At 61.8% G+C, this 22,800-nt stretch carries 17 protein-coding genes; 8 read left to right on the top strand and 9 right to left on the bottom strand.

Annotation, left to right across the window (positions count from 1 at the left end):
* The first annotated feature begins 203 nt into the window (after positions 1–203).
* Positions 204–647, top strand: coding sequence for an RNA recognition motif domain-containing protein (locus B3C1_RS02305; protein ID WP_008482626.1), 444 nt, complete (start codon positions 204–206; stop codon positions 645–647).
* On the opposite strand, the gene murI is transcribed toward B3C1_RS02305, so the two are convergent.
* Positions 632–1,426, bottom strand: coding sequence for a glutamate racemase (murI, locus tag B3C1_RS02300; protein ID WP_008482625.1), 795 nt, complete (start codon positions 1,424–1,426; stop codon positions 632–634). The genes B3C1_RS02305 and murI overlap by 16 nt on opposite strands.
* A 104-nt stretch (positions 1,427–1,530) precedes the next feature.
* On the opposite strand from murI, the gene trmA reads away from it, so the two are divergent.
* Complete coding sequence (gene trmA, locus B3C1_RS02295) at positions 1,531–2,631, top strand: tRNA (uridine(54)-C5)-methyltransferase TrmA (RefSeq protein ID WP_008482624.1); 1,101 nt, start codon at positions 1,531–1,533, stop codon at positions 2,629–2,631.
* Positions 2,632–2,655: 24 nt separating this feature from the next.
* On the opposite strand, the gene fabR is transcribed toward trmA, so the two are convergent.
* On the bottom strand, positions 2,656–3,267 hold the full coding sequence (gene fabR, locus B3C1_RS02290) for an HTH-type transcriptional repressor FabR (RefSeq protein WP_008482623.1): 612 nt from the start codon (positions 3,265–3,267) through the stop codon (positions 2,656–2,658).
* A 175-nt stretch (positions 3,268–3,442) separates the two neighbouring features.
* Between fabR and B3C1_RS02285 the strand changes: the two genes are divergently transcribed.
* A complete protein-coding gene (locus tag B3C1_RS02285; protein WP_008482621.1) occupies positions 3,443–4,552 on the top strand; it encodes a fatty acid desaturase in 1,110 nt (369 codons plus the stop codon).
* A gap of 42 nt (positions 4,553–4,594) precedes the next feature.
* Here the strand turns inward: B3C1_RS02285 and B3C1_RS02280 are convergent, their stop codons facing one another.
* Entirely contained in the window at positions 4,595–5,758 is a 1,164-nt protein-coding gene (locus B3C1_RS02280; RefSeq protein ID WP_008482619.1) for a multidrug effflux MFS transporter, read from the bottom strand.
* Positions 5,759–5,853: 95 nt separating this feature from the next.
* Here B3C1_RS02280 and B3C1_RS02275 point away from each other — a divergent pair, with 95 nt between their 5' ends.
* The 4 genes from B3C1_RS02275 to B3C1_RS02260 all read left to right on the top strand — a co-directional run bounded on the left by B3C1_RS02275 (position 5,854) and on the right by B3C1_RS02260 (position 11,729).
* Positions 5,854–6,786, top strand: coding sequence for a LysR family transcriptional regulator (locus B3C1_RS02275; RefSeq protein ID WP_008482617.1), 933 nt, complete (start codon positions 5,854–5,856; stop codon positions 6,784–6,786).
* A gap of 414 nt (positions 6,787–7,200) precedes the next feature.
* A complete protein-coding gene (gene sthA / locus B3C1_RS02270; RefSeq protein ID WP_008482615.1) occupies positions 7,201–8,601 on the top strand; it encodes a Si-specific NAD(P)(+) transhydrogenase in 1,401 nt (466 codons plus the stop codon).
* A 129-nt stretch (positions 8,602–8,730) separates the two neighbouring features.
* On the top strand, positions 8,731–9,225 hold the full coding sequence (locus B3C1_RS02265; RefSeq protein WP_008482614.1) for a TIGR00645 family protein: 495 nt from the start codon (positions 8,731–8,733) through the stop codon (positions 9,223–9,225).
* Between the two features lie 134 nt (positions 9,226–9,359).
* Positions 9,360–11,729: a TonB-dependent receptor plug domain-containing protein gene (locus tag B3C1_RS02260; protein ID WP_008482613.1), complete on the top strand. Its 2,370-nt coding sequence runs from the start codon at positions 9,360–9,362 to the stop codon at positions 11,727–11,729.
* 27 nt (positions 11,730–11,756) lie between these two features.
* Here the strand turns inward: B3C1_RS02260 and B3C1_RS02255 are convergent, their stop codons facing one another.
* The 6 genes from B3C1_RS02255 to B3C1_RS02230 form a co-directional block, all read right to left on the bottom strand.
* Positions 11,757–12,473 carry a hypothetical protein gene (locus B3C1_RS02255; RefSeq protein WP_008482612.1) on the bottom strand — a complete coding sequence of 239 codons (717 nt, stop codon included), beginning with the start codon at positions 12,471–12,473 and terminating at the stop codon, positions 11,757–11,759.
* 69 nt (positions 12,474–12,542) lie between these two features.
* On the bottom strand, positions 12,543–14,156 hold the full coding sequence (locus B3C1_RS02250; RefSeq protein ID WP_008482611.1) for an alkaline phosphatase family protein: 1,614 nt from the start codon (positions 14,154–14,156) through the stop codon (positions 12,543–12,545).
* A gap of 22 nt (positions 14,157–14,178) precedes the next feature.
* Complete coding sequence (locus B3C1_RS02245) at positions 14,179–15,702, bottom strand: alkaline phosphatase (RefSeq protein ID WP_008482609.1); 1,524 nt, start codon at positions 15,700–15,702, stop codon at positions 14,179–14,181.
* 187 nt (positions 15,703–15,889) lie between these two features.
* The gene (locus tag B3C1_RS02240; RefSeq protein ID WP_008482608.1) at positions 15,890–17,188 is read right to left on the bottom strand and encodes a transglutaminase-like domain-containing protein; all 1,299 of its coding nucleotides are present in this window, start codon (positions 17,186–17,188) and stop codon (positions 15,890–15,892) included.
* Positions 17,185–18,279, bottom strand: coding sequence for a dipeptide epimerase (locus B3C1_RS02235; protein ID WP_008482607.1), 1,095 nt, complete (start codon positions 18,277–18,279; stop codon positions 17,185–17,187). The genes B3C1_RS02240 and B3C1_RS02235 overlap by 4 nt, the downstream gene beginning before the upstream one ends.
* A gap of 8 nt (positions 18,280–18,287) precedes the next feature.
* Positions 18,288–19,655 carry an SH3 domain-containing protein gene (locus B3C1_RS02230; protein ID WP_237750940.1) on the bottom strand — a complete coding sequence of 456 codons (1,368 nt, stop codon included), beginning with the start codon at positions 19,653–19,655 and terminating at the stop codon, positions 18,288–18,290.
* 182 nt (positions 19,656–19,837) lie between these two features.
* Between B3C1_RS02230 and B3C1_RS02225 the strand changes: the two genes are divergently transcribed.
* Entirely contained in the window at positions 19,838–22,777 is a 2,940-nt protein-coding gene (locus tag B3C1_RS02225; RefSeq protein WP_008482605.1) for a TonB-dependent receptor, read from the top strand.
* Positions 22,778–22,800: the final 23 nt, after the last annotated feature.

The following is a 22,800-nucleotide window of genomic DNA, read 5'->3' as shown; positions in this document are numbered from 1 at the left end:
CTTGCCGCGCTTTCCCTTGGCAACGAGACGGCATTATAGGGAGGCGATTTTTGATCTCAAGATCTTTTTGAGCCAGCCAGCGCGATCGCTGAAAAGATCGACAAGGGGGTTCATCTTTGCGCATTGTTGTAAATAAAGTTAACATGCACGCGTTTTAGATTTATCAACTCTGGTCTTTTACATACATACCAATGAGCAAAATCATGCCTTCTACTATCGCGCTTATCGTTCTTGCGATACTGGGATACGTCTTACTGTCTTTTATCCCTGTTGATTTCCCCCAGGCTCCGGCCTTGTTATTTAGCATCGGCGTCCTGTTGGGCGGCGTTCTGGTCTGGCTGCTGAACAGGCCCAAGAGCCAAGCCACGACCACTGCCGAAATAGCCACAGTTACCCTTTATGTGGGCAACCTGCCCTATCGCGCCAATGAACAGGCCGTACAACAAGCCTTTGAACGTTACGGACGGGTGTTGTCGGTCAGGCTGATGAAGGACCGCCAAACCGGGCGGCGCCGGGGCTTCGGCTTCGTGGAAATGCTTCAGGCCGATGCCGAGAAAGCGATCCGGGGTCTGAACGATGCCCAGTTCCAGGATCGCACCATCAAGGTTCGGGAAGCTAAGGATCGCAAGGATCAAGAAGAAGAGTGAAGAGGTAGAAACTCGGGCACAGCCCCGGGTTGCAGCCAGCGGCGCAGTAGCGCCAGGCCCTTGGGATCTTCTGCCGTATGATAAAGGTGGCTCAGGCCACCTTTTTTATTGCCTGTAGCTTGTGGCAATAAGCTGGCGACCCGGCGCGCTATGGCTTGCCCCGAATCCACCAATATCACCCCGTTGCCCAGCACCTGGGCCAGCTCTTCCTTTAATAAAGGAAAGTGGGTGCAACCAAGGATCACCGTATCGGGCCCATGGCCATTAAGCCAAGGTGCCAATACCCCTTCGAGCCTGGCCATATCCACCGGCTCGCCCCTGAGCTTGGCTTCGGCCATTATCACCAATTCGCTCGACCCCAGGCGCAGTACTGTTTTGTCCTTGGCAAAGTCCGCTTCAAGCTGCCGAGTATAAGGACGGTTAACGGTACCTGGAGTCGCCAGAAGGCCAATCTTGCCGCTGCGGGTCTGCAGGGCGGCCGGCTTGATGGCCGGCACCACGCCAACGATGGGGAAGTCGAAGCGGGCCCGAAGTTCCGGCAACACCAAGGTGGATGCGGTATTGCAGGCCACCACCGCCAAGGCAATGGGGTGGCGCGCTGCTATCTCTTCAAAGACAGCCAAGACCCTGGCTACCAACACCGACTCGGTCAGCTCCCCGTAGGGAAAGGCAGCATCGTCCATGGCATAAATAGCCTGCCATTGGGGCAAGCTATGGTGAACTTCCTGCCATACCGACAGACCACCGACCCCGGAATCAAAAAACAGCAGCTGACTCATGCTCTCGACTGTGACCTGCCTTTAGTTACATGGCGCCCAGTCTATCAGCACTGGACATTGAGTGCGCCTTGCCTATCATTTGCCTCCCTACAGAGGAGGCAAGCATGCAGACACCGGGTGCGGTTTACCCAGACCACTACGACGCTCAACTGGCCGAGAAGGTCCAGCGCCTTGGCGCCTTGATGGCCCCTTTCGGTGCACCGACGCCGGAGGTGTTTAGCTCCAACCCCAGCCACTACCGGATGCGGGCCGAGTTCAGGGTCTGGCACCAGGGGGACGACCTCTTCTATATCATGTTCGACCAGGAGTCCCGCGAGCGCATCCGGGTGGACAGCTACCCCATGGGCAGCGCCCTGATCAACACCTTGATGCCGGTCGTTATCGACCTGCTCAAACCCAATACCCTGCTGCGTAAGAAGCTGTTCCAGGTGGAGTTCCTGACCAGCCAAAGCGGCGAAGCGGTGGTGAGTCTGCTTTACCACAAGCCACTGACCGATGAATGGGAAGTGGAAGCGCGCCAGCTGCGCGACAAACTGCAGCACTATGGCCGCATCGACCTTATCGGCCGCGCCAAGAAGCAAAAGAAGGTGCTGGATCGGGACTTCGTGGTGGAAAAGCTCCAGGTCAAAGGCCGCAGCTGGACCTTTCAGCAAGTGGAAAACAGCTTCACCCAGCCCAATGCCGGCATCAACGAGAAGATGCTGACCTGGGCCCTGGATTGCACCGCCGATATCGGCGGCGACCTGCTGGAGCTTTACTGCGGTAACGGCAACTTCACCCTGCCCCTGTCCACTCAGTTCGACAAGGTGCTGGCCACCGAGATCGCCACCAGTTCGGTTGCCTCGGCACAATACAACATGCGCGCCAACGGCATCAGCAATGTCACCGTAGCCCGCCTGGCCGCCGAGGAGTTCACCGAGGCCATGGAAGGCAAGCGTGAGTTCCGCCGCCTCAAAGGGGTCGACCTCAAGGCCTTCCATTGTCGCACCATAGTGGTGGACCCGCCCAGGGCCGGCCTGGACCCGGCCACCGAACAGCTGGTGGCGGGCTACCAGTACATTCTTTATATCTCCTGTAACCCAGAAACCCTGGCCAAAAACCTTGAGACCCTGACCCAGACCCACAGGGTGGAGAAGCTGGCGCTATTCGACCAGTTCCCCTATAGCCACCATATGGAATCCGGTGTCTGGTTGGTGAAGAAATAAAAAAGCGGCCCAAGGGCCGCTTTTTCATGGGTTGGCTTTCAGGCTGGCCGCCCCTTTAGCCACCATGCGCAATTGCATCATCACCTTCTCGGCCAGACCCTTGCGGGCGCTGCGGGACAGGTCCAGGGCTTCGGCCCCGGCCGAGAACACCAGGGTTACCATGGCGTCGGCCTGGACCCGGGCTTCATCCTCGGCAAAACCCATTTCTTTTTGCAGGTAGTCACCCAACTCGGCAATAAAGTGCTGGATCTCACGACTGACCGCCGCCCGGAACGCCGCCGAGGTGCCGGAGCGCTCCCGTAGCAGCAGCCGAAAGACGTTACCGTTGTCGTTGATGAACTCCATAAAGGTGTCCACCGAAGTACGAATAACCGAGCCGCCACTGGAACCGGCAATGCGGGCCCGGGCCTGGCGCATCAACTGGCGCAGGGTCAGGCCGGCTTCGTCCACCAGGGTCAAGCCCAACTCATCCATATCTTTGAAATGGCGATAGAAAGAGGTTGGGGCTATGCCCGCTTCCCGGGTGACCTCCCGTAGGGAAAGGTTGGAAAAGCTGGTCTCGGCGCAGAGCTGGCTAAGCGCTGCGTCGATGATGGCGCGCCGGGTTTTGAATTTCTGTTGAGCGCGTGGCCCCATACCAAGCTCCCTGTGCAAAAGAGGCCTATTCTAGCGCCATTTACCGGCGGTATCACAAGGCCGGACCAGCGACCCAAAGCTGAACCCGGATCAAGATTCCGGCTTGCCTCCATTGACAGTCAACCGGCAGCCACATAAATTAGCGCACAGTTGTAAGCTTAAATTGGTAAAAGCGATGAAAAAGCCCCCGATCATCTGGGCCAACGTGACCTTCTTCGTTGTCTCAACTCTGATGGCCCTGGTGGCCGCACCGCTGTGGGGCTACTTCCACGGCTTTGCCGCCTGGCACTGGGTTGCCCTGGTAGTGCTGTTTTGCTACTGCAATCTGTCCATCACAGCCGGCTATCATCGCCTTTGGTCACACAAGACCTACCAGGCCCACCCGGCTCTGCGCTGGTTTTTCGCCTTGGGCGGCGCCCTGGCCATTCAAAACTCGGTATTGCACTGGTCTTCCGACCACAGGGTGCACCACCGCCATGTGGATAACGACGACGTAGACCCCTACTCCGCCGGCCGCGGTTTCTGGTATTCCCATATGGGTTGGATGCTGCGCGAGTATCAGGCCAGCCGCTATCAGGACTACAGCAATGTCCGCGACCTGCAAAAAGATCCCATTGTGGAATTCCAGCACCGCCATTACTGGGCCATGGTGTGGAGCCTGAACCTGGGCCTTCCCATACTGCTGGGCCTGGCCTTGGGTGACGTGTTCGGCGCCCTGCTGATGGTGGGCTTTGTGCGGTTGTTCCTGACCCACCACACCACCTTTTTCATCAACTCCCTGGCACATATCTGGGGCCGCAATACCTTTAGCAGCAAGCACAGCGCCAAAGACAACGGCTTTCTGGCCCTGCTGACCTTCGGCGAGGGTTACCATAACTTCCACCACACCTTCGAAAACGACTATCGCAACGGTATCCGCTGGTTCGACTACGACCCCACCAAGTGGCTGATCAAGGGCGCCAGCAAGCTGGGCCTGGCCAAGGGCCTTCGCAAGACTCCGGAAGAGATGATCGTCAAGGCTCGGCTGACCCGTCAATTGGAAGAGGCCACCGAAAAGGCCCAGGCCAAAGGGCTGTGTTTTGCCGAGCTGCACCGCCACTACGAAGAGACCCTGGCCACCGCCCAACGCTACTTCCAGCTGCGCAAGCGCTGGCTGCAGATGAAAAAGGCCAAGCTCAAACAATCGGTGGAAGCCCTGGAACTGCGCAAGCAACTGGAAGAACTGGGCGACAAGCTCGGCCAGCTCCAGGCCCACTGGCAGAAGCTGCGCTTACAAATGGCTTAAACAAAAAAGGCGCCCTCAGGGGCGCCTTTTTTATACCCTGGCTCAAGGGGCCAGGTGACGGGCCATCCGCAACGCCCTTACCACTACCAGGGCCGCCAACACCATGGTGACGCACAGGGCCCATTGAGGGGCCAAGGGCAGGGCCACCGCTGCCAAGCCAATCACCGACGCCAGGGCCATCTGGATAAAGAGCACCAGGGACGACGCTACCCCCGCCTCGTCACCAAAGGGCGACAGGGCAAGGCCGGTGGCCGGGCCCAGGCTAGCCGCAAAGCCGGCGCAGCCCAGGGCCACAGGTATCATGTACCCCCAGGGGTCTGAGCCAAAATGACTGAAAGCCAGGGCCAGCGCCAGGGCCGCCAGCAAGTGCCAGACCAGGGACACTCCCAGGCAGACCCGTTGGCCGAAGCGGCGTATGACCCAATTGGCCATGAAGCTGGCAGTCATGATCCAAAGGGCATTGGCCCCAAACACCAGGGAAAAACCCAGAGGGCTGAGGCCGTTCTGGTTCATCAGCACAGTGGGCGCTAGGGATACATAGGTCAGCACCATGCCCATGCCGGTGCCGTTGACCATGGCAAAGGCCAGGAAGCGGGGATTGCGCACTATGGCCCAGTAACGGTCGAAGGGAATGCCACTGCTTTGACGGGTACCCTGGGGACGGGTTTCCGGCAGGTAGCGCCACACTACCGCCAGCATCAGTACGGAGTAACAGGCCAGGAACCAGAAGGGGGCCTGCCAGCCATAGTGCTCCGCCAGTATGCCCCCAAGCAGGGGAGCCAGAGCCGGCACTATATTCAGGGCACCGTTGAGGAAGGAGTAGGCCTGGGCACTTTCTTCTCCGTCCAGCTTGTCGCGCACCGCGCTGAACGCCACCACCGAGGTGGCACAGACCGCTATTCCCTGGATCAAACGAGACGCCACGAACAGCGCACCGCTGTCCGCCACCACCGCCAGCAGGGCTCCCGCCAGGTAAATCAGGATGCCAGCCATGGCCACCGGGCGGCGGCCGAAGCGATCAGCCAGGGGACCAGCCAACAACTGGCCCAACCCCATCATCAGTAAGAAGAGGCTGACGGTGCTCTGCACCAGGCTTTCACTGCTGCCAAGGCCGCTGGCGATATCCGGGATAGCCGGCAAATAGATATCGATCCCCAAGGGACTGAACAACACCAAACACAACAGCAACCACTTAAGCCAGGCCATCTCTACCTCCAACTGCGAGGGCGCCACTCTAGCGGCAGCTCAACATGAACACCAATGATATGATTTCAGGTAGAACATTCCCTTGAGGCATAACTATGGATCTCAGCCGCCTGGCCAAAACCGACCTCAATCTGCTGGTCAGCCTAAAGGTGCTGTTGGACAGCGGTTCCGTGTCCAAGGCCGCCGACAGCCTGCACCTGACCCAGTCGGCCATGTCCAAAACCCTGACCCGGTTGCGCCAGCTATTCGATGACCCCTTGCTGGTGCGCCAGGGCCAAGGCATGAAGGCCAGCCCCAGGGCCGAAGCGCTCAAGCTGCAATTGGCCGACCTGCTGCCCAGGCTGGACAGGCTGCTGCAGCCGGAGGGTTTCGACCCGGCCCATTCCGACCGCACCTTCAGGCTGAGTGTCATAGACGGCGCCTACACCCTGTTCCTGCCTTTGTGGCTGCCGAGGCTGCGCCAACTGGCACCGGGTATCAGGTTGGAGTGCTTTCCCGCCCAGGAGGTGGGTCTGGACGGCCTGGTCAGCGGCCGCCAGGAGCTGGCCATTACCGCCCAGGACGAACCCATACCGCCCCTGCCCCGTGGCTTTCACAGCCGCACCTTGATGACGGACCACTACCTCTGCGTGGCCGCTGCCAACAACCCCAGGCTGGCCGCCCCCTGGGATCTGGATGCCTTCCTGAACTGGCCCCAAGTGCATATCCACTGCGAATGGGACGGGGACTGGTTGCTGGATGCGGAGCTGGCCCGCCTCGGTCACCGCCGCCAGTTGATGATGCAGGTTTCCAGCCTGCAAGCGGCGTTGCAGGCAGTACTTTGGTCGGACATGCTCACCATATTACCGGCCGCCTACGCCGCCAAGGTGGCAGAGCGCTACCCCATAGCCCTGCGCGAGCTGCCCCTGACCCTGCCCATCAGCCTGCCGCCTTTGCAGCAGCGGCTGATCTGGCACGAGCGCAGTGAGGGCGACCCCGGCCTGCATTGGCTGATCGAGTTCTTCAGCAAGGCCTGCGCAGACCTTTAGGCCGGTCGCACTGCCAGGTACTTGCGTTGGTAAGCTTTGCGGTCGGGTCTAAAGCCGCAAGCCAGTGGCTGAAAGGGCCTGCCATGGCCATAGTCGAGCACGAAGCGCTTTTCCAACACCTGGCCAGGCACAAGGCAGAGCGGCCGGCCCTCGCCGTCTAGCAACACCGCGTCCGAAGCCGAAATGGGGGCAGTGACCTCCTTGCCTCCTCCATGCCAATCCTCCCTGCTAAGCCCGGCAACCAGTCTACCGGCCAATAAGAGTCTGACCGCCTGTACCGACTTGACAAGACCAAAGGCGGAGTTGGGATTTTCCTGAAGGCCTACGTCATCGAACGGCGGCGGGCCAACGCCTTCGGCATTTCCTCTGGCCTGATACTGCGCAACAATAGGGCCCACAAACCAGGAGGTAGCAGTGGCGCAATATCAGTACGACACCCTGATCATCGGCACAGGGCCAGGCGGCGAAGGGGCCGCCATGCAGTTGGCCAAGCACGGCCAGAAAGTGGCGGTCATCGAACGCCACCATGAAGTGGGGGGCGGCTGCACCCATTGGGGCACCATTCCCTCCAAGGCCCTGCGCCACTCGGTGTCGCGCCTGGTGGAATACAACCAAAGCCCGCTCTTTGCCGACGTGCAGCCGGCCCACCGCCTGACCTTCAAGCACATCCTCGGCCACGCCTCTTCGGTGATCAACAAGCAGGTCAAACTGCGGGGCGGTTTCTACGGCCGTAACGACGTGGCAGTGCTGAGAGGCGAGGCCCGCTTTGCTGACGAGCACAGCCTGGCCATCCGCCAGCCGGACGGTTCGGAAGAACTGGTCACGGCGGCCCATATCGTCATCGCCACCGGCTCGCGCCCCTACCGGCCCCAGGACATCGACTTCAACCACCCGCGCATCTACGACTCCGACACCATCCTCAGCCTCAAGCACGAACCCCGCTCGGTGATCATCTACGGCGCCGGGGTGATCGGCAGCGAGTATGCGTCTATCTTCCGGGGCCTGTCGGTAAAGGTGGATCTGATCAACACCCGCGACCGGCTGCTGTCCTTCTTGGACGCAGAGATCTCCGACGCCCTGTCCTACCACCTGCGCAACTCCGGCACCGTTATTCGCCACAACGAGGAATACGAACGGGTGGAAGGCACAGACGACGGCGTAGTGATGCACTTTAAATCCGGCAAGCGTCTCAAAGCCGACTGCCTGCTGTTTGCCAACGGCCGCACCGGTAACACCGACCGGCTTAACCTCAAGGCCCTGGGCCTCAAGGCCAACAGCCGTGGCCAACTGGAGGTCAACGACCGCTACCAAACCAGCCTGCCCCATATCATCGCCGTGGGGGACGTCATCGGTTACCCGTCCCTGGCCTCCGCCGCCTATGACCAGGGCCGCCTGGCCGCCACCGGCATCCTGGACGCAGACCAGGATCTGGGCAACCTGGTGCCCGACATCCCCACCGGCATCTACACCATCCCGGAGATAAGCTCGGTGGGCAAAACCGAGGAAGAGCTCACCGCCGCCAAGGTGCCTTACGAAGTGGGCCGGGCCCAGTTCCAGCACCTGGCCCGGGCGCAGATAGCCGGCTCCCCCGTGGGCTGTTTGAAAATCCTCTTCCACAGGGACACCAAGGCCATTTTGGGTATCCACTGTTTCGGCGAGCGGGCCTCGGAGATCATCCACATAGGCCAGGCGATCATGGAACAAAAAGGCGAAGGCAACTGTATCGACTATTTCGTCAATACCACCTTCAACTACCCGACCATGGCCGAGGCCTACCGGGTGGCGGCCCTGAACGGCCTGAACCGCCTGTTCTGAGCCCTTTAAAAGCCAGCCAAAATACGGAAAATACAGTAACCTTGAGGCCGGCGGGCCAGCCCCGCCGGACCAGGAATCCTGCTTAGAGGCCGCCTTGGCGGCCCGGTGTTAGCTCAATACGGAAAGCCCATGGAACGTTTTATCGAATCCCTCATGTACTCCGCCCGCTGGCTGCTGGCCCCCATCTACCTGGGCCTGAGCCTGGTGTTGCTGGCATTGCTGATCAAGTTCTTCCAGGAAGTGATCCACTTGGCGCCGCTGGTGGTCAGCATGGCGGAAACCGACCTGATCCTGGCCATACTGACCCTGATTGACGTGGCCCTGGTGGGCGGCCTTATCGTCATGGTGATGCTGTCGGGTTATGAGAACTTCGTGTCCCGCATCGACCTGGAAGACGGCAACGAAAAACTGGGTTGGCTGGGCAAAATGGACTCTGGCGGCCTCAAGACCAAGGTGTCGGCCTCCATCGTCGCCATTTCCTCTATCCACCTGCTCAAGGTGTTTATGAATGCCGACACCACCAACAACGAAAAGCTGATGTGGTACTGCCTTATCCACCTGACCTTCGTGGTCTCGGCCTTCGGCATGGGCTTTTTGGACAAGATGTCCGCCAAGAAAGTCTGAAAAAAGGCGCCCAGGAGGCGCCTTTTTTGTTCCTCCCCTTATAACCTTCCGGCATGGGCTATGGTTTTTTGGCTGGTGAGTTAACGGAACTTTCCTCGCAAAATGTAACGCAGCGATATTCCAGGAGGTACAAGATGCGCTATTCCCTTTTGACACTGGCCCTTTCCAGTGCTGTGGCAGCCCCGCTCTGGGCCGCCGACGACACCGAAACCATCGAAGTAGTAGGATCGCGCATCGCCCTGCGCACCGCCACCGACAGCGTCGCGCCCGTGGACATCATCACAGGTGAAGAGCTGGCTGCCACCGGCATGACCGAAACGGCCAGGGCCCTGCAGTTTGCCGCCCCCAGCTACAACTTCCCCTTCTCCTCGGTAACCGACGGTTCCGACGCAGTGCGCCCCGCCACCCTGCGTGGCATGAGCCCGGACCACACCCTGGTGCTGGTCAATGGCAAGCGCCGCCACGGCTCTGCCCTGGTTCACCTGTCCGGCACCGTTGGTAAAGGGTCCTCCAACGCCGACCTCAATGCCATTCCGGTCACCGCCATCAAGCGCATCGAGATCCTCCGTGACGGCGCCTCGGCCCAGTACGGCTCCGACGCCATCGCCGGCGTCATCAACATCGTGCTCAAGGACGCCGATGAAGGCGGCAGCCTCAACGCCCAGGGCGGTCAGACCTACCAGGGTGACGGCGAACAATGGCGCCTGGGCTGGAACCAGGGTCTGACCTTCCTGGACGACGGTTTCGTCAACCTGTCCTTCGAGGCCCACCATAAGAACAAAACCAACAGGGCCGGTGCCGACCCGCGCCAGCAGTACCCCACACTGCCGGACGGTTCACCCGATCCCCGTGAGGCCAGTTTCGACCGTAAGAGCCACCATGTGGGTGACGCCGAGTACGACAACCTGGGCCTCTTCATCAACGCCGCCAAGCCCCTGGGGGAAGACGGCAAGCTGTACGCCTTCGGCGGCATCTCCAACCGCGAGACCGAGTCCGGCGCCTTCTACCGCCGCGCCCTGGACAGCCGCAACCTCACCGAGGTCTACCCGGACGGCTACCTGCCCAAGATAGCCCCGGAGATCCGCGACCAATCCCTCTACCTTGGCTACGAGTTCAGCCTGGGTGAATGGCAGTTCGACAGCTCCGTGGGTTATGGCAAGAACCGCTTCAAGTACAAGCTCAAAGACAGCCTCAACACCAGCCTGGGTGCCGACAGCCCCACCAGCTTCTATGCCGGTGCCCTGTCCACCACCGAGACCAACCTCAACCTGGACGGCTCCCGTTACCTGCCGTTCTTCAACGACTCCGACCTGGTGCTGGCCCTGGGCGCCGCCTGGCGCAAGAACGAATATCAGGTGGAGGCCGGCGAGCCAGACTCCTACTTTGGCAGCGGCAGCCAGGGCTTTATGGGCTTTACCCCTGAGTCCGCCATCAAAGAAGACCGTCACAACCTGGGCCTCTACCTGGAGTTGGAAAACCAACTGACTGACGACTTCTACTGGGCCGCCGCCCTGCGCCACGAGGACTATTCCGACTTCGGCACCAACAACAGCTGGAAGCTGGCCGCCCGCTACGAGCTGACCGACAGCCTGGCGGTCAGGGCCACCGCCAATACCGGCTTCCGCGCACCCAGCGTGCAGCAGCTCTATTTCACCAATATCTCCACCCTGTTCAACCCGGATCCCAACACTGGCGACCTGGTGCCCACAGAGTCCGGCACCTTCAACAACCTGGCCCCCCTGACCCAGGCCCTGGGCGTGGGCAAATTGCAGGCGGAAGAATCCCAGTCCTACAGCCTGGGCCTGGTCTATACCGGCGACAACGGCCTCTCCGTCACCCTGGATGCCTACCAGATCAAGGTGGACGACCGCATCGTGCTGTCCTCCTCCCTAAACAGCAAGGACGCCACCCTGCCCCAGAACGTACGTGACCTGATCGCCGCCACCGGCGCCGAATCGGCCCGTTTCTTCATCAACGCCGTGGACACCAAGACCCGGGGCATAGACCTGGTGGTCACCCAGGATTGGGATCTGGGCCACTATGGCTTCCTCAAAGGCAACATGGCCTGGGGCTACAACAAGAGCGACATCGAAGACGTGCACTTGCCGTCCATCCTGGGTGGCCTGGAAAGCCGCCTCTTTGACGACATAGAACGCACCCGCATGACCGATGCCAACCCCCGCCATACCGGCAGCTTCGGCCTGACCCACAAGCTGGGTGACTTCCAGACCACGGCCCGGGTGAACTACTTCGGCACCTACAGCATCGGCTACAGCAGTGGCCCGGTGAAATACGACCACCAATGGGTGGCTGACCTGGCGGTCAAGTATTTCGCCACCGACAACCTGGCGCTGACCCTGGGTGCCCAGAACCTGTTCGACAACTACCCGGAGAAACGCCCGGAAGACAACAACTTCAACGGCATCTTCGTCTACCCCCTGACCAACTCGCCCTTCGGCTTCAACGGGGGCTATTACTACCTGGAAGCGGAATACCGCTACTGATAAAAAGGGCGCCGCGAGGCGCCTTTTTTAATGCTGGTGGCCACCCCCCATGGGCTGGCCCTGGGCGTTGTAGACGGCATGCTCGCTGTGTTCGATAAAGCCCTGGTTGATCATCTTGGCCAGGAAAGGATCGCTCTCCATGTCGCCGATGTCGGCATAGTCGGTTTCCATAAAACCCTGCCACCGGGCGAAGCGGGCTTTGACCGCCTTGTCGTCCAACAGGGCTCTGGCCTGCCAATGCCGTTTCTGCTCACCAAGCTGGGTACTGAGTGCCAGGGGCGCCTTGAGTACCGGGCTCCACAACAAATCGTAACGCACCCCTTTGATCTCCCCCTGATAGCGCTGGGCCTGGGCACAATCGCTGCCTTCGACCGGGCTGAGCTGGTCCAGCAAATGGGCGGTGGCAAAGCTCTCTACCTCGGCCTGGGACACCTTGACCCGCAAGGCCCGCAGATCCCCCATGTAGTAGTCGATACGGCGCTGCTGCTCGGCAAAAACCCGGCTGAAACGGGGCCTTTTCGGGTCGTCAAAGTGCCACCACTCCGCCAATTGCCGCTCCGGGCTGTACAGGGCGCTCTGGGCGCCGCTGCGCAGCAGCTCCACCTTGGCCTGGTGGTCCTGGCTGCCGCTGAGCTGGTAGTCCAGGCCCCAGGCTCCTGCCGGCAGCTGGGCCGGGCAAAGGTCGGTGGCTGCCTGGGCACTGCCTGCCAGCAGCGCCAATGTGATCAGTGCCTTGCGTAGCATGATGCAAACTCCTCTTGGCAAAAAAGGACGGCGGGCTCAGCCCTGCCGTCCTGTTCTGGTGCCCTTTTATCAGGGCTGGTTGGCCTCGGCGCGACCTTCCAGGTCGGCGGCATAGTTCATGACGTGGAACAGCAGGTTCTGCTCCACCGAGCCGGTAACCAGTTGGGCACCGGGGCCCATGGCGTACACGGCCACGTCTTCACCGGCGTGGGTTTCGCTGCCCAGAGGCACTGTGGCTTCCTGGCGGTAATCCACATCGGTGACGTCATAAAGGTTCAGGTCGGGGCGGTAGCTGGCCATGTTGACCGCATCGTTACCGAAACCGAAGCCGGGGCCATTGGCATAACCCAGGGTGGTATAGGGCATGCCGTTGGCATCCACACTCAGGGTTTTGGCCGCCTCACCGTTTTCATCGACACTGCGCACCAGGCCCAGGATCGGGTTACCCCGTACCGGGTAGCCGGCAATGGTGAACACGTGGCTGTGGTCGGCGGTGACCAGGATCAGGGTGTCGGGACCGGCCTTTTCCATGGCAACCCGCACCGCTTCAGACAGAGCAACGGTGTCTTCCAGGGCGCGGGCGGCATTACCGGCATGGTGGGCGTGGTCGATACGGCCCCCTTCCACCATCAGGAAGTAGCCCTTGTCGTTCTGCTTGAGCATGTCCAGGGCGCGGCTGGTCATCTGCGCCAGGGAAGGCTCACCGGCGCTGTCGTCGCTGCGGTCAGCCTCGTACTGCATGTGGGAGTTTTCAAAGAGGCCCAGCAGGTGCTTAGTGCTGGCCAAGTCCACATTCATGAACTGGTCGCGGTTCCACACATAGCTGCTGTCCGGGTGCTTGGTGGTCCACTCGGTGGTCAAGTCCCGACCGTCGCTACGGCGGCCGTTGCTGCCGTACTCGGGGTCGGTTTCGGTATTGGGCATGAAGTAGGTACGGCCGCCGCCCAGGGCCACTTCGATACCGTCGCCGTAGGGGAAGTCGATCAGCTGGGAGGCGATGTCGGTGCAACCGGCGCTGATGGCGGCGGCAGGCATATTGCTGTCGGCTTCCCAGTTACGCTCGACGCTGTGGGCGTAAGTGGCAGCCGGGGTGGCATGGGTCAGGCGGGCGGTAGAGATGATACCGGTGCTCATGCCGGCCATTTCCGCCAGCGCCAGGGCGCTGACCATTTCGTGGCCCTGGCCGGAGGCGCAGTTGCCGCGCACTGCGTCGTCGGTGATGGACAGCATGCCGTCCTTGGTCTTGGCACCGGTGACGATGGCGCTCATGGTGGGGGCCGAGTCCGGGGTCTGCTGGTTGGAAGAGTAGGTCTTGACCAGGCCCGAGTAGGGGAAGGTTTCGAAGCTCAAGCGGTTTTCCTCGCCGCTTTTACCCTGCTGCTGGCCTTCGAAGATGCGGGCGGCGGTGAGAGTGGAAACCCCCATGCCGTCACCGACGAACAGGATCACGTTCTTGGCCTTGCCGGCCGGGTCGCTGATGCTGGACTCGGAAGCCTTGGCCACGGTGGATTGACCGGCCAGGTACCATTGGTTGACGGCGGTAAAGTCGCGGCCGTCGGTACCGTTGTTGCCATTGGAACCGTCGGCGCCGGGGGTACCGGCAGCGCCGTTGTCGCCGTCGTCACCGCAGCCGGCCAGACCCAGGGCGGCGATGGTGGCCATCACCAGAGCGAGTTTTTTCATTTCCATGATTTCAATCCCTTAATCAGTACTTGCTGCCACCCAGGGCACCGGCCTGGTTCATGACGTGGAAGATGACGTTCTGTTCGACAGAACCCTGGAACAGGTAGGCACCGGGGCCGGTGGCGTAGATGGCCACATCTTCGGCGGCGTGGGTCTCGCTGCCCATGGGCACCTGGGCCTGCTGCATGAAGTCGACGTCTGTGGTGTCGACGCCAGCCAGGTCCACACGGGCGCCATTCTTGGCGCCGGGGCCGTTGGCGTAACCCAGGGTGGTGTAGGGCAGACCGTCGGCGGCAGTGGCAGCGTCGGTGTCTATGGCTTCGTCATTGGGCTCGTGCACCAGGCCGAGGATGGGGTTACCCCGGGCCGGGTAGCCGGCGATGGTAAAGGTGTGGCTGTGGTCGGCGGAGACGATGATCAGGGTGTCTTCCAGGTTGACCTTGCCAAGGGCAGCCTGCACGGCGTCAGACAGGGCAACTGTGTCTTCCAGGGCACGGGCGGCATTGCCGGCGTGGTGGGCGTGGTCGATACGGCCCCCTTCCACCATCAGGAAGTAACCCTTGTCGTTCTTGGCCAACAGATCGATGGCCTTGCTGGTCATCTCGGCCAGGGAAGGCTCGCCGGCGCTGTCGTCGCTGCGGTCCGCCTCGTACTGCATGTGGGACGGTTCGAATAGGCCCAGCAGGTGGTCGGTGCCCGCCACGTCGATGGCGTCGAACTGCTCCTGGTTCCACACATAGGCGGCATTGGTGAAGTTCTCGGTCCACTTGGCGGTAAGGTCGTTGCCGTCCTTGCGCTTGCCCTTGGCCCCTTCACCGTCGGTGACGGTATTGGGCAGGAAATAGCTGCGCCCGCCGCCCAGGGCCACTTCCAGGCCGTCACCCGGGGCGTCGTTCACCAGTTGGTAGGCGATATCGTGGCAGCCGTTGGCCACGGCTTCGGCGCTCAGGTTGCCGTCCGCTTCCCAGTCACGCTCGGGGCTGTGGGCGTAGGTGGCGGCCGGGGTGGCGTGGGTGATGCGGGCGGTGCTGATGATACCGGTGGATTTACCCAGATCTTCGGCCAGTTCCAGGGCGGTTTTCAGCTCGTTGCCCTTGCTGGACAGGCAGTTGCCGCGAATGGAATCGGCAGACACCGACAGCATGCCGTCTTCGGTCTTAACGCCGGTGATCATGGCGGTCATGGTCGGGGCCGAGTCCGGGGTCTGCTGGTTGACCGAATAGGTCTTGGACAGGGCGCTGTAGGGGAAGGTCTCGAAGCTCAGACGGTTTTCTTCACCGGTCTGGCCGGCCTGCTGGCCCTGGTAGATACGGGCGGCGGTCAGGGTGGAAACCCCCATGCCGTCACCAACGAAGAAAATGATGTTCTTGGCAGCGCCGGTGTTACGGGCTTGGGCGACCTTGGCGGCCAGGGCGGTGGCACCGTCCTGGTACCAGCTGCTCTGGGTCTGGGTATCGGGCAGCACGGCCGCATCGGCGGCCATGGCCACCAGGGCGGTGGCGACGGCACAGCCCAGCGTGGACATCACTTGTGGAATCTTTTTCATGCCAATCCTCGCGTTCTTTAATCCTGAAAGAAGGGACATCGGTCAAAAGAGGGAGAGCCGATGCGCGGCGGATTGTGCGCGAGATTGGTGACACTAATGTTTCCCTGATGTGAAACGTTTTCGTGGCGGCAAAGCCGCGACAGCCGTAGCCCCCGGCTGTCTTGTGCTGAAGGGTTTTATGACAATGTCATGGCGTTTTTATTTCCTGCCAATCCAACTGGTATTGCCATTGGTCGTAGTAGAGGTTGCCGCCGCGCCATTCCACCTCGCCGCGCTGGGCATCGACGGTGTCGGAGCGGGGCCATTGGCGGGCCGGTACCAGGGGCTGGCTGTAGTCGTCGTTGAACACCAGCCGGTAACTGTCCAGCCCCCCCAGGTAGAAGCCGTGCTGAGGGTCGCCTTCTTCGCCCAGCAGGCCATGGGTGGCATCAAAGGGCAGCCAGCCGTAGGGGGCCAGGTACAGCTGCCCCCAGTCGTGCATGGTGTCGAAGCTGGCGTCGGAAAACTCCCAGCCCGACTGCCAGCGGGCCGGGATCCCGGCCAGGCGCAGCAGGGTGATCAGCAGCAGCGTCTTCTGGCCGCAGTCGGCATGGCCGGCGCTGGCCGCGTACTGGCTGATATTGGCGATGGTGGAGTAATCCCTGGCCCCGGCCCAGGGAATGGCGGCCACGGCGGCAAAGAGCCGCTGGGCCTGGCGATAGGGGTTGGTCTCGCCGGCCAGCAGCCGCTGGCTAAGGGCGGTGAGTTCAGGGGTGAACTGCACATGGGGCACCCTTGGCGCCAAGTAAGGCGCCAGGGCTGGGTCGGCCGGGGTGGCGGTGACCTTGGCCGGGTCCACCTTCTGGTAGCGGCCCAGGTGGCGGTAACGGTAGCGCACGAACACTTCGGTGGCCTTGCCGGCCTGGGCCTGGGCTGTGACATAGAGACTGCGCTGCAGATCCCCTTCCTCCCCCACTGTGGCGCCGGGGCTGGCTTCCAGCAGTTCGATGCTGTCCTGCTGGCCGGGGATAAGCCGGGGATAGGGGATCCAGAATTTCAGGCTTTCGCCGGCTGGCACCACATCGGCGTCCACCTTGATGCGATGGGTTATTTCAAAACGCTTGGGGTCGCTTTGGCCGGCCATCAGCCGGGCCAGGTGCGGATGGGGCTGGTACAGAGGCGCCAGGGTGCCGTACTTGGCCGAATAGGGCTGGCGCCGCTGCCGGTATTGGGGGGCGATATAAAAGAGGTTGTCCACCGCCCGCACAAAATAGCGGCTCTGGCCTTCCAGCTGCATGGACTCCAACAGGCCCTGGGCCTTGAGGCGCTCAAATTCCCCTTCCTTGAGATCCGGCAGCAGCCGGGCCAGTTGGTCCTTGACCAGGGCCTCGCTGTAGGGAAATTCTTTGTTGATCCGCGCCAATCGCTCCCTGGGGGGCAGGTTCAAGCCATGGGCCAGGGCCTGGCTGGCCGCCAGGGTCAACATCAGGGCCGTCAGGCCCTTCAAGGCAACATCTCCAGGCCATCTATTTGGGTGATGCCCAGGCCGGGGGCGTCGCTGATGCGGATCTCGCTGTCGTCGAACTCGATGGCCCCTTTGACCGGGTTGAACTGGCAGAGGCTGGGGCCGTCCAGGTCCACCTTGGTGATGATATTGGCCTTGGCCACCGCCAGGTGCGCCGCCGCCGACACGCTGATGCTGGTTTCGAGCATGCAGCCGATCATGCACTGCATGTCGTAGACGCCGCAGATGTCGGCGATCTTCATGGCGTTGGCGATACCGCCGGTTTTCATCAGCTTGATGTTGATGATGTCGGCGGCCCGCATCTGGATAAGCTCTATGACTTCCCTTGGACCAAAGCCGCTTTCGTCGGCCATCACCGGGGTGTAGACCCGTTCGGTCACGTACTTCATGCCGGCCAGGTCCGCCGCCTTGACCGGCTGCTCCACCAGTTCCAGCTTGATGCCGGCGTCTTCCAGGGTGCGAATAGCATAAACCGCTTCCTTAGGGGTCCAGCCCTGGTTGGCGTCCAGGCGCAGCAGCGCCCTGCCCTCCACGGCGCCGTAGATGGCCTTGACCCGTTCGATATCGACGCCGATGTCCTTGCCCACCTTGATCTTCAGGCTTTCAAAGCCCCGCTCCACCGCCACCACCGAGTCCGCTACCATCTTGTCGATGTAGTCGACGCTGATGGTGATGTCGGTGCTCAGGGTCGGCTCGCCGCCGCCAAGGATCTTGTAGAGGGGGGCGTCGTAGAACTGGGCGAACAGGTCGTAGACGGCGATCTCCACCGCCGCCTTGGCACTGGAGTTGCGCACCGCCGACTGGCTGATGGTGGCCAGGATGTCGTTGAGATTCTCCACCTTCATGCCAATGAGCTTGGGGCGGATCAGGGTGCGGATGGCTTCGATGATGGAGCCGTGGGTGTCGCCGGTGATGACGGCGGTGGGCGGCGCCTCGCCGTAGCCCTTGTGGCCGGTGTCGGTTTCGATGACCACCACCACGTCCTCCACCTGGTTGACGGTGCGCAACGCCGTCTTGAAAGGGGTTTTGAGTGGCACCCGCAACATACCCAGCTTGATATCGGTGATCTTCATGGTGCCTCTCAGTTAATGGCCTTGATGTTGTAAACGCCGTCCAGGTAGCTGCGTTCGGCCCCCAGCATCAGCGGTTTGAGGGGGGTGATGGAAACGCCGTTGAGCACCCCCTGGTAAAGCTGGCCGCCGCGCCGGTAGCGCAGCCCGGTGACATCGTGGATGACATAGGGCTCCTTGCCTTCAAAACCCAGCAGCATCATCACGTGTCCCGGCAGGTAGATAAGGTCCCCGGGCTGGCCCTTGGCCAGCACCTGCTCTTTGTCGGCGCTGGGGGTGGCCTTGCTAAAGGGGTGGTTGACCCCGTAATCACCCTTGCCCTGCTGGCCGGAGTTGCGGGGCATCAGGATGCCGAAGCTGCGGTATACCTCCCCCACAAAGCCGGTGCAGTCGCGGCCGTTGTAGTCATGGCCCCAACCGTAGCGCTCTCCCAGGAACTTGAAGGCCTGGCGGATCAGGTTGGCGCGGGTAAAAGGCAGGTAGCCCAGGTGCACGTCCTGGCTGCGGGGGATAAGGGCCGGCCTGAAGGCCAGGCTGCCGTCGTCGTTGCGTACCGGCAGTCGCACCACATAGCCGGTGTAGGGATTCTGGCCGTAGAGGTTGTTGCCGACCCTGGCCGCCGGCAGCAGCGGCAGGCGCAGGCCCATATCCAATTGCAGCTCCGACACCCTGGGTTCTTCGGGGTTGAAGACGGTGCGCACCTTGGCGCCGGTGGTTACCAGGAAGGACGGCGAGCGGCCATAGGCCAACACCTGTTCCCGGCTGCCAAAGGCGATATCGGCCTTGGGTAGCCAGGCGGCATATTGATAGGACTGGGCAAAGACCCAGTTGCCGTCGGCGCTGTCGGCCAGCACCGCCAGGGCCTGGCCGGGGAAGACGCCGGTTTCCTGGAAGCGGTCCAGATCGGTGTCCAGGTCGGCCTTGAACACCCGGTCATGGGTGGGAAAAGTGCGCATCAGGCTGCGCCGCACCGCCAGGGCAAAGCGCACCTGTTGCGGCCCTTGAAGGGCGTCGAGGTTGAGGTTGCGGCGGTAGTTGTCCCAGGCGGCCTGGTCCAGGGCGCTGCCGTCGCGCCGGTAGCGCTCGGCCTCCAGGCCCAGGGCTTCAATCTTGGCCCGGACCGAGGTGCCTTCTAAGTGCCGTGGGTATTGGTCCAGGGCCACCATCTCGGGCAACTTGTCGAACAACCCCTGGTTGAAGCGGGCTATGGCGCCGGCATCCATCACCAGGGCGTCGGGGTCCTTGAGCTTGGCCAGCCAATGGGCGGCCTCCAGCTGTTGGGGCTGCACCGCCACCACGTCGCTTTGCCATACCGGCTCTGCCTGGGCCTGGCCCAGTAACACCAGAGCCAGGATACCGGCCATCCAGGGTTTTGCCATCCTCATTTCTCCCAGCGACTCGTCACTTCTTTGTATCGCCTCAGGGCCATCTATGCCACGGCCCAGAATATTATTCCACCGAAATCACAAAATAATAATAAATTATTTACAGAACCGTCATAGCTGATAGTTTATGCGGGAGCGATGAAAAAAACGGCAATAACAGCGAGAGGGATCACCCGATGAATAAGCGCCACTTGCGCCCTTCCCTGCTGGCCCTGGCGATCACCGCCAGCCTCAGCATGGGCCTTAACACCGCCTTGGCCGCCAACAACGACGGCGCCATTCGCGGCACTGTCTCCCTGGCCGACCGGGGCAGCACCAATGGCGTGACCCTGAGGGTGGAAAACCCCGCCACCGGCTTCAGCCGCACCCTGGCCGCCGACGCCGACGGCAACTTCCGCTTTCCCTACCTGCCGGTAGGCCGTTACCGCATCAGCGCCCACAAGGACGGCCTGCAGGACGTACAGCTGAGCGACGTGGAAGTGACGGTAGGTAACGCCACTGTGGTCAGCCTGGTGCTGGGGGAAGATCTGGAACACATCGAGGTGACCGGCTCTTCCATCCGCAGTATCGACACCAGTACCAGCGAAACAGCCCTCAATATCAGTGCCGCCGAATTGGCCCGCCTGCCCATGGCCCGCAACGCCGAGTCGGTGGCGCTGCTGGCGCCGGGCACAGTGGAGGGCAGCCGTTTTGGCGGTATCTCCTTCGGGGGGTCTTCGGTGGGTGAAAACGCCGTCTTCATCAACGGCCTTAACATCACCGACGTGGAAACCGGGGTGGACTTTTCCACCGTGCCCTTCGCCTTCTACGACCAGTTCCAGGTGAAAACCGGCGGTTACTCGGTGGAGTTTGGCCGCACCACGGGGGGCGTTATCAACGCCGTGGTCAAATCCGGTACCAATGACTTCCACTTCGGGGCCGAGACCTTCTGGGAACCCGAAGACCTGCGCGCCGACGTCAACAACACCTATAACCGCGAAGGCACTCGCCTTATCAACGGCGACGACGACCAATACGGCAGTTGGAGCGCCGATATCACCGCCTCCGGCGCCATCATCCAGGACAAGCTGTTCTTCTTCGCCCTCTATGAACCCCGCAACATCGACCGCCAAAGCGGCAACAGCGACGGCAGCGCCATCAACGACGGCAACGACGACTCGGCCTTTTGGGGCGGCAAGCTGGATTGGCAGATCAGTGACGACCACAGCCTGTCGCTGCTGGCCTTCTCCGACGACCGCGAAGAAGTCACCGACCGCAGCGTCAACGGCCAATACCTGGAAACCAACTACACCAAGCACGGCGGCAAGAACTGGGCCCTGACCTACACCGGCTACCTCACCGACGACCTCACCGCCAAGGTGCTCTGGGGCAAGACCAAGAGCCGCTATGCCAGCGATTCCACCACCTCCATGGAATGCGCCAGGGTCCGTGATTACCGTGACGGCTCAGGCAGCGACATCGGCTGTACCTCGGTCAGCCTCACCGACAGCCGCACCAACTCCCGCGAAGCCCTGCGCCTGGACTTCGAATACGCCCTTGGCGACCACCTGCTGCGCTTTGGCCTGGACAACGAAACCCGCACCACCGAGATGAACCGCCGCACCCCGGGCCCGGACCAGACCTACTACGAGCTGGAAGCCATCAACCCCGGCGACACCATCAACGGCGCCGTGGTCCAGGGCGACAGCTACGTCTACGCCCGCACCCGCTCCACCCTGGGCAGCTTCGACACCGACACCTCAGCCTACTACCTGGAAGACATCTGGTCGGTCACCGACAACCTGACCCTGAGCCTGGGGCTGCGCTGGGACGAGTTCGACACCAAGGCCGCCGACGGCCAGTCCTTCCTCAAGGTGGACGACATGCTGGCGCCCCGCTTCGGCCTGTCCTGGGACCTGTTCGGTGACGGCGAGTCCAAGTTCTACGCCAACCTGGGCCGCTACTATTTCCCCATCGCCAACGGTCTGGCGGCGCGGGAAGGGGGTGGCACCCTGGATGAAATTCGCTACTTCGAACTGGCCGGCCTCGACAGCAACAGCACCTCAGGCGGCCTGACCAACATCACCCCGGTGCTGGGCAGCCAACTGGGTGACACCGTGACCTTCGGCGCCGCCGGGTCCGGCCGTGACGACATCAACCAGGTGGTGGACAAGGATCTGGACCCCATCTACCAGGACGAGCTGATCCTCGGTTTCGAACAGATGCTCAGCGACAACTGGAAAGGCGGGGTAAGGGGTATCTACCGCCACTTCAACAACGCCATCGAAGACATGAAGATCAACGTGGATGTAGCCGGCTGCGGCAACATCTCCGGCTGGGTGTTCGGCAACCCCGGCAAGACCCTGACCCTGGACCGCCAGTGCGATGACGGCAGCACCCGCCAGATCGATATCGACCTGGGCCAGGCCCAGGACTACGACCTGGACGGCAACCCCATCGGCGCCCAGGAAGTGGAGCGCAAGTACTACGCCCTGGAACTGACCCTGGACCGCCAGTGGGACAGCGTCTGGTCCGCCAACTTCTCCTACACCTGGTCCCACAGCTACGGCAACTATGAAGGGGGGGTCAACTCCGACACCGGCAACGACATTCCCGGCTGGACCGAGGCCGGGGACAACGTGGTTTACATCAACAGCGGCTGGGGCAACCTGCCCAACGACCGCCGCCACGCCTTCAAGGCCCGTGGCGCCTGGGCCTTTGCCGAGCATTGGACCCTGGGCAGCACCTTCAGCCTGGTGTCGGGCCGCCCCATCAACGCCCGGGGCCACGGCAACCCCTATAACGAGAACACCCGTTACGACCTCAACTACCTCTGCGTGGCCAACTGTGACGCCGATTCCAATGCCGACCGGGAGTTTATCTACCTGAAAAAAGGCATGTACGGCACCACCTCCTGGCTGCCCAAGCTGGACTTGAGCCTGCGTTACGACAACCAGTGGCAAGGGGCCGACTACTATGTGGGGCTGTCGGTGTTCAACCTGCTGGACAGCCAGCAGGACACCGATGTGGGTGAGATAGTGGTAAACGGCGTCTCCACCCCCAACCCCAACTTCCTGGCCACCACCGGAACCCAGGAACCCCGCTATATCCAGCTGAGCGCCGGCATCCAGTTCTAAGGTCGGTCAATAAAAAACGCGCC

Origin of the sequence: Gallaecimonas xiamenensis 3-C-1, from assembly GCF_000299915.1 — a bacterium.
Lineage (GTDB): Bacteria > Pseudomonadota > Gammaproteobacteria > Enterobacterales > Gallaecimonadaceae > Gallaecimonas > Gallaecimonas xiamenensis.
The sequence above is the reverse complement of the archived record's forward strand: the minus strand, read 5'-3'. Positions and strand labels throughout refer to the sequence as shown.

Excerpts from the sequence above, each read along its gene's own strand:
- B3C1_RS02305 (WP_008482626.1), top strand. The coding sequence starts at position 204 with ATGCCTTCTACTATCGCGCTTATCGTTCTTGCGATACTGGGATACGTC.
- murI (WP_008482625.1), bottom strand. The coding sequence starts at position 1,426 with ATGAGTCAGCTGCTGTTTTTTGATTCCGGGGTCGGTGGTCTGTCGGTA.
- trmA (WP_008482624.1), top strand. The coding sequence starts at position 1,531 with ATGCAGACACCGGGTGCGGTTTACCCAGACCACTACGACGCTCAACTG.
- fabR (WP_008482623.1), bottom strand. The coding sequence starts at position 3,267 with ATGGGGCCACGCGCTCAACAGAAATTCAAAACCCGGCGCGCCATCATC.
- B3C1_RS02285 (WP_008482621.1), top strand. The coding sequence starts at position 3,443 with ATGAAAAAGCCCCCGATCATCTGGGCCAACGTGACCTTCTTCGTTGTC.
- B3C1_RS02280 (WP_008482619.1), bottom strand. The coding sequence starts at position 5,758 with ATGGCCTGGCTTAAGTGGTTGCTGTTGTGTTTGGTGTTGTTCAGTCCC.
- B3C1_RS02275 (WP_008482617.1), top strand. The coding sequence starts at position 5,854 with ATGGATCTCAGCCGCCTGGCCAAAACCGACCTCAATCTGCTGGTCAGC.
- B3C1_RS02265 (WP_008482614.1), top strand. The coding sequence starts at position 8,731 with ATGGAACGTTTTATCGAATCCCTCATGTACTCCGCCCGCTGGCTGCTG.
- B3C1_RS02260 (WP_008482613.1), top strand. The coding sequence starts at position 9,360 with ATGCGCTATTCCCTTTTGACACTGGCCCTTTCCAGTGCTGTGGCAGCC.
- B3C1_RS02255 (WP_008482612.1), bottom strand. The coding sequence starts at position 12,473 with ATGCTACGCAAGGCACTGATCACATTGGCGCTGCTGGCAGGCAGTGCC.
- B3C1_RS02250 (WP_008482611.1), bottom strand. The coding sequence starts at position 14,156 with ATGAAAAAACTCGCTCTGGTGATGGCCACCATCGCCGCCCTGGGTCTG.
- B3C1_RS02245 (WP_008482609.1), bottom strand. The coding sequence starts at position 15,702 with ATGAAAAAGATTCCACAAGTGATGTCCACGCTGGGCTGTGCCGTCGCC.
- B3C1_RS02235 (WP_008482607.1), bottom strand. The coding sequence starts at position 18,279 with ATGAAGATCACCGATATCAAGCTGGGTATGTTGCGGGTGCCACTCAAA.
- B3C1_RS02230 (WP_237750940.1), bottom strand. The coding sequence starts at position 19,655 with ATGGCAAAACCCTGGATGGCCGGTATCCTGGCTCTGGTGTTACTGGGC.
- B3C1_RS02225 (WP_008482605.1), top strand. The coding sequence starts at position 19,838 with ATGAATAAGCGCCACTTGCGCCCTTCCCTGCTGGCCCTGGCGATCACC.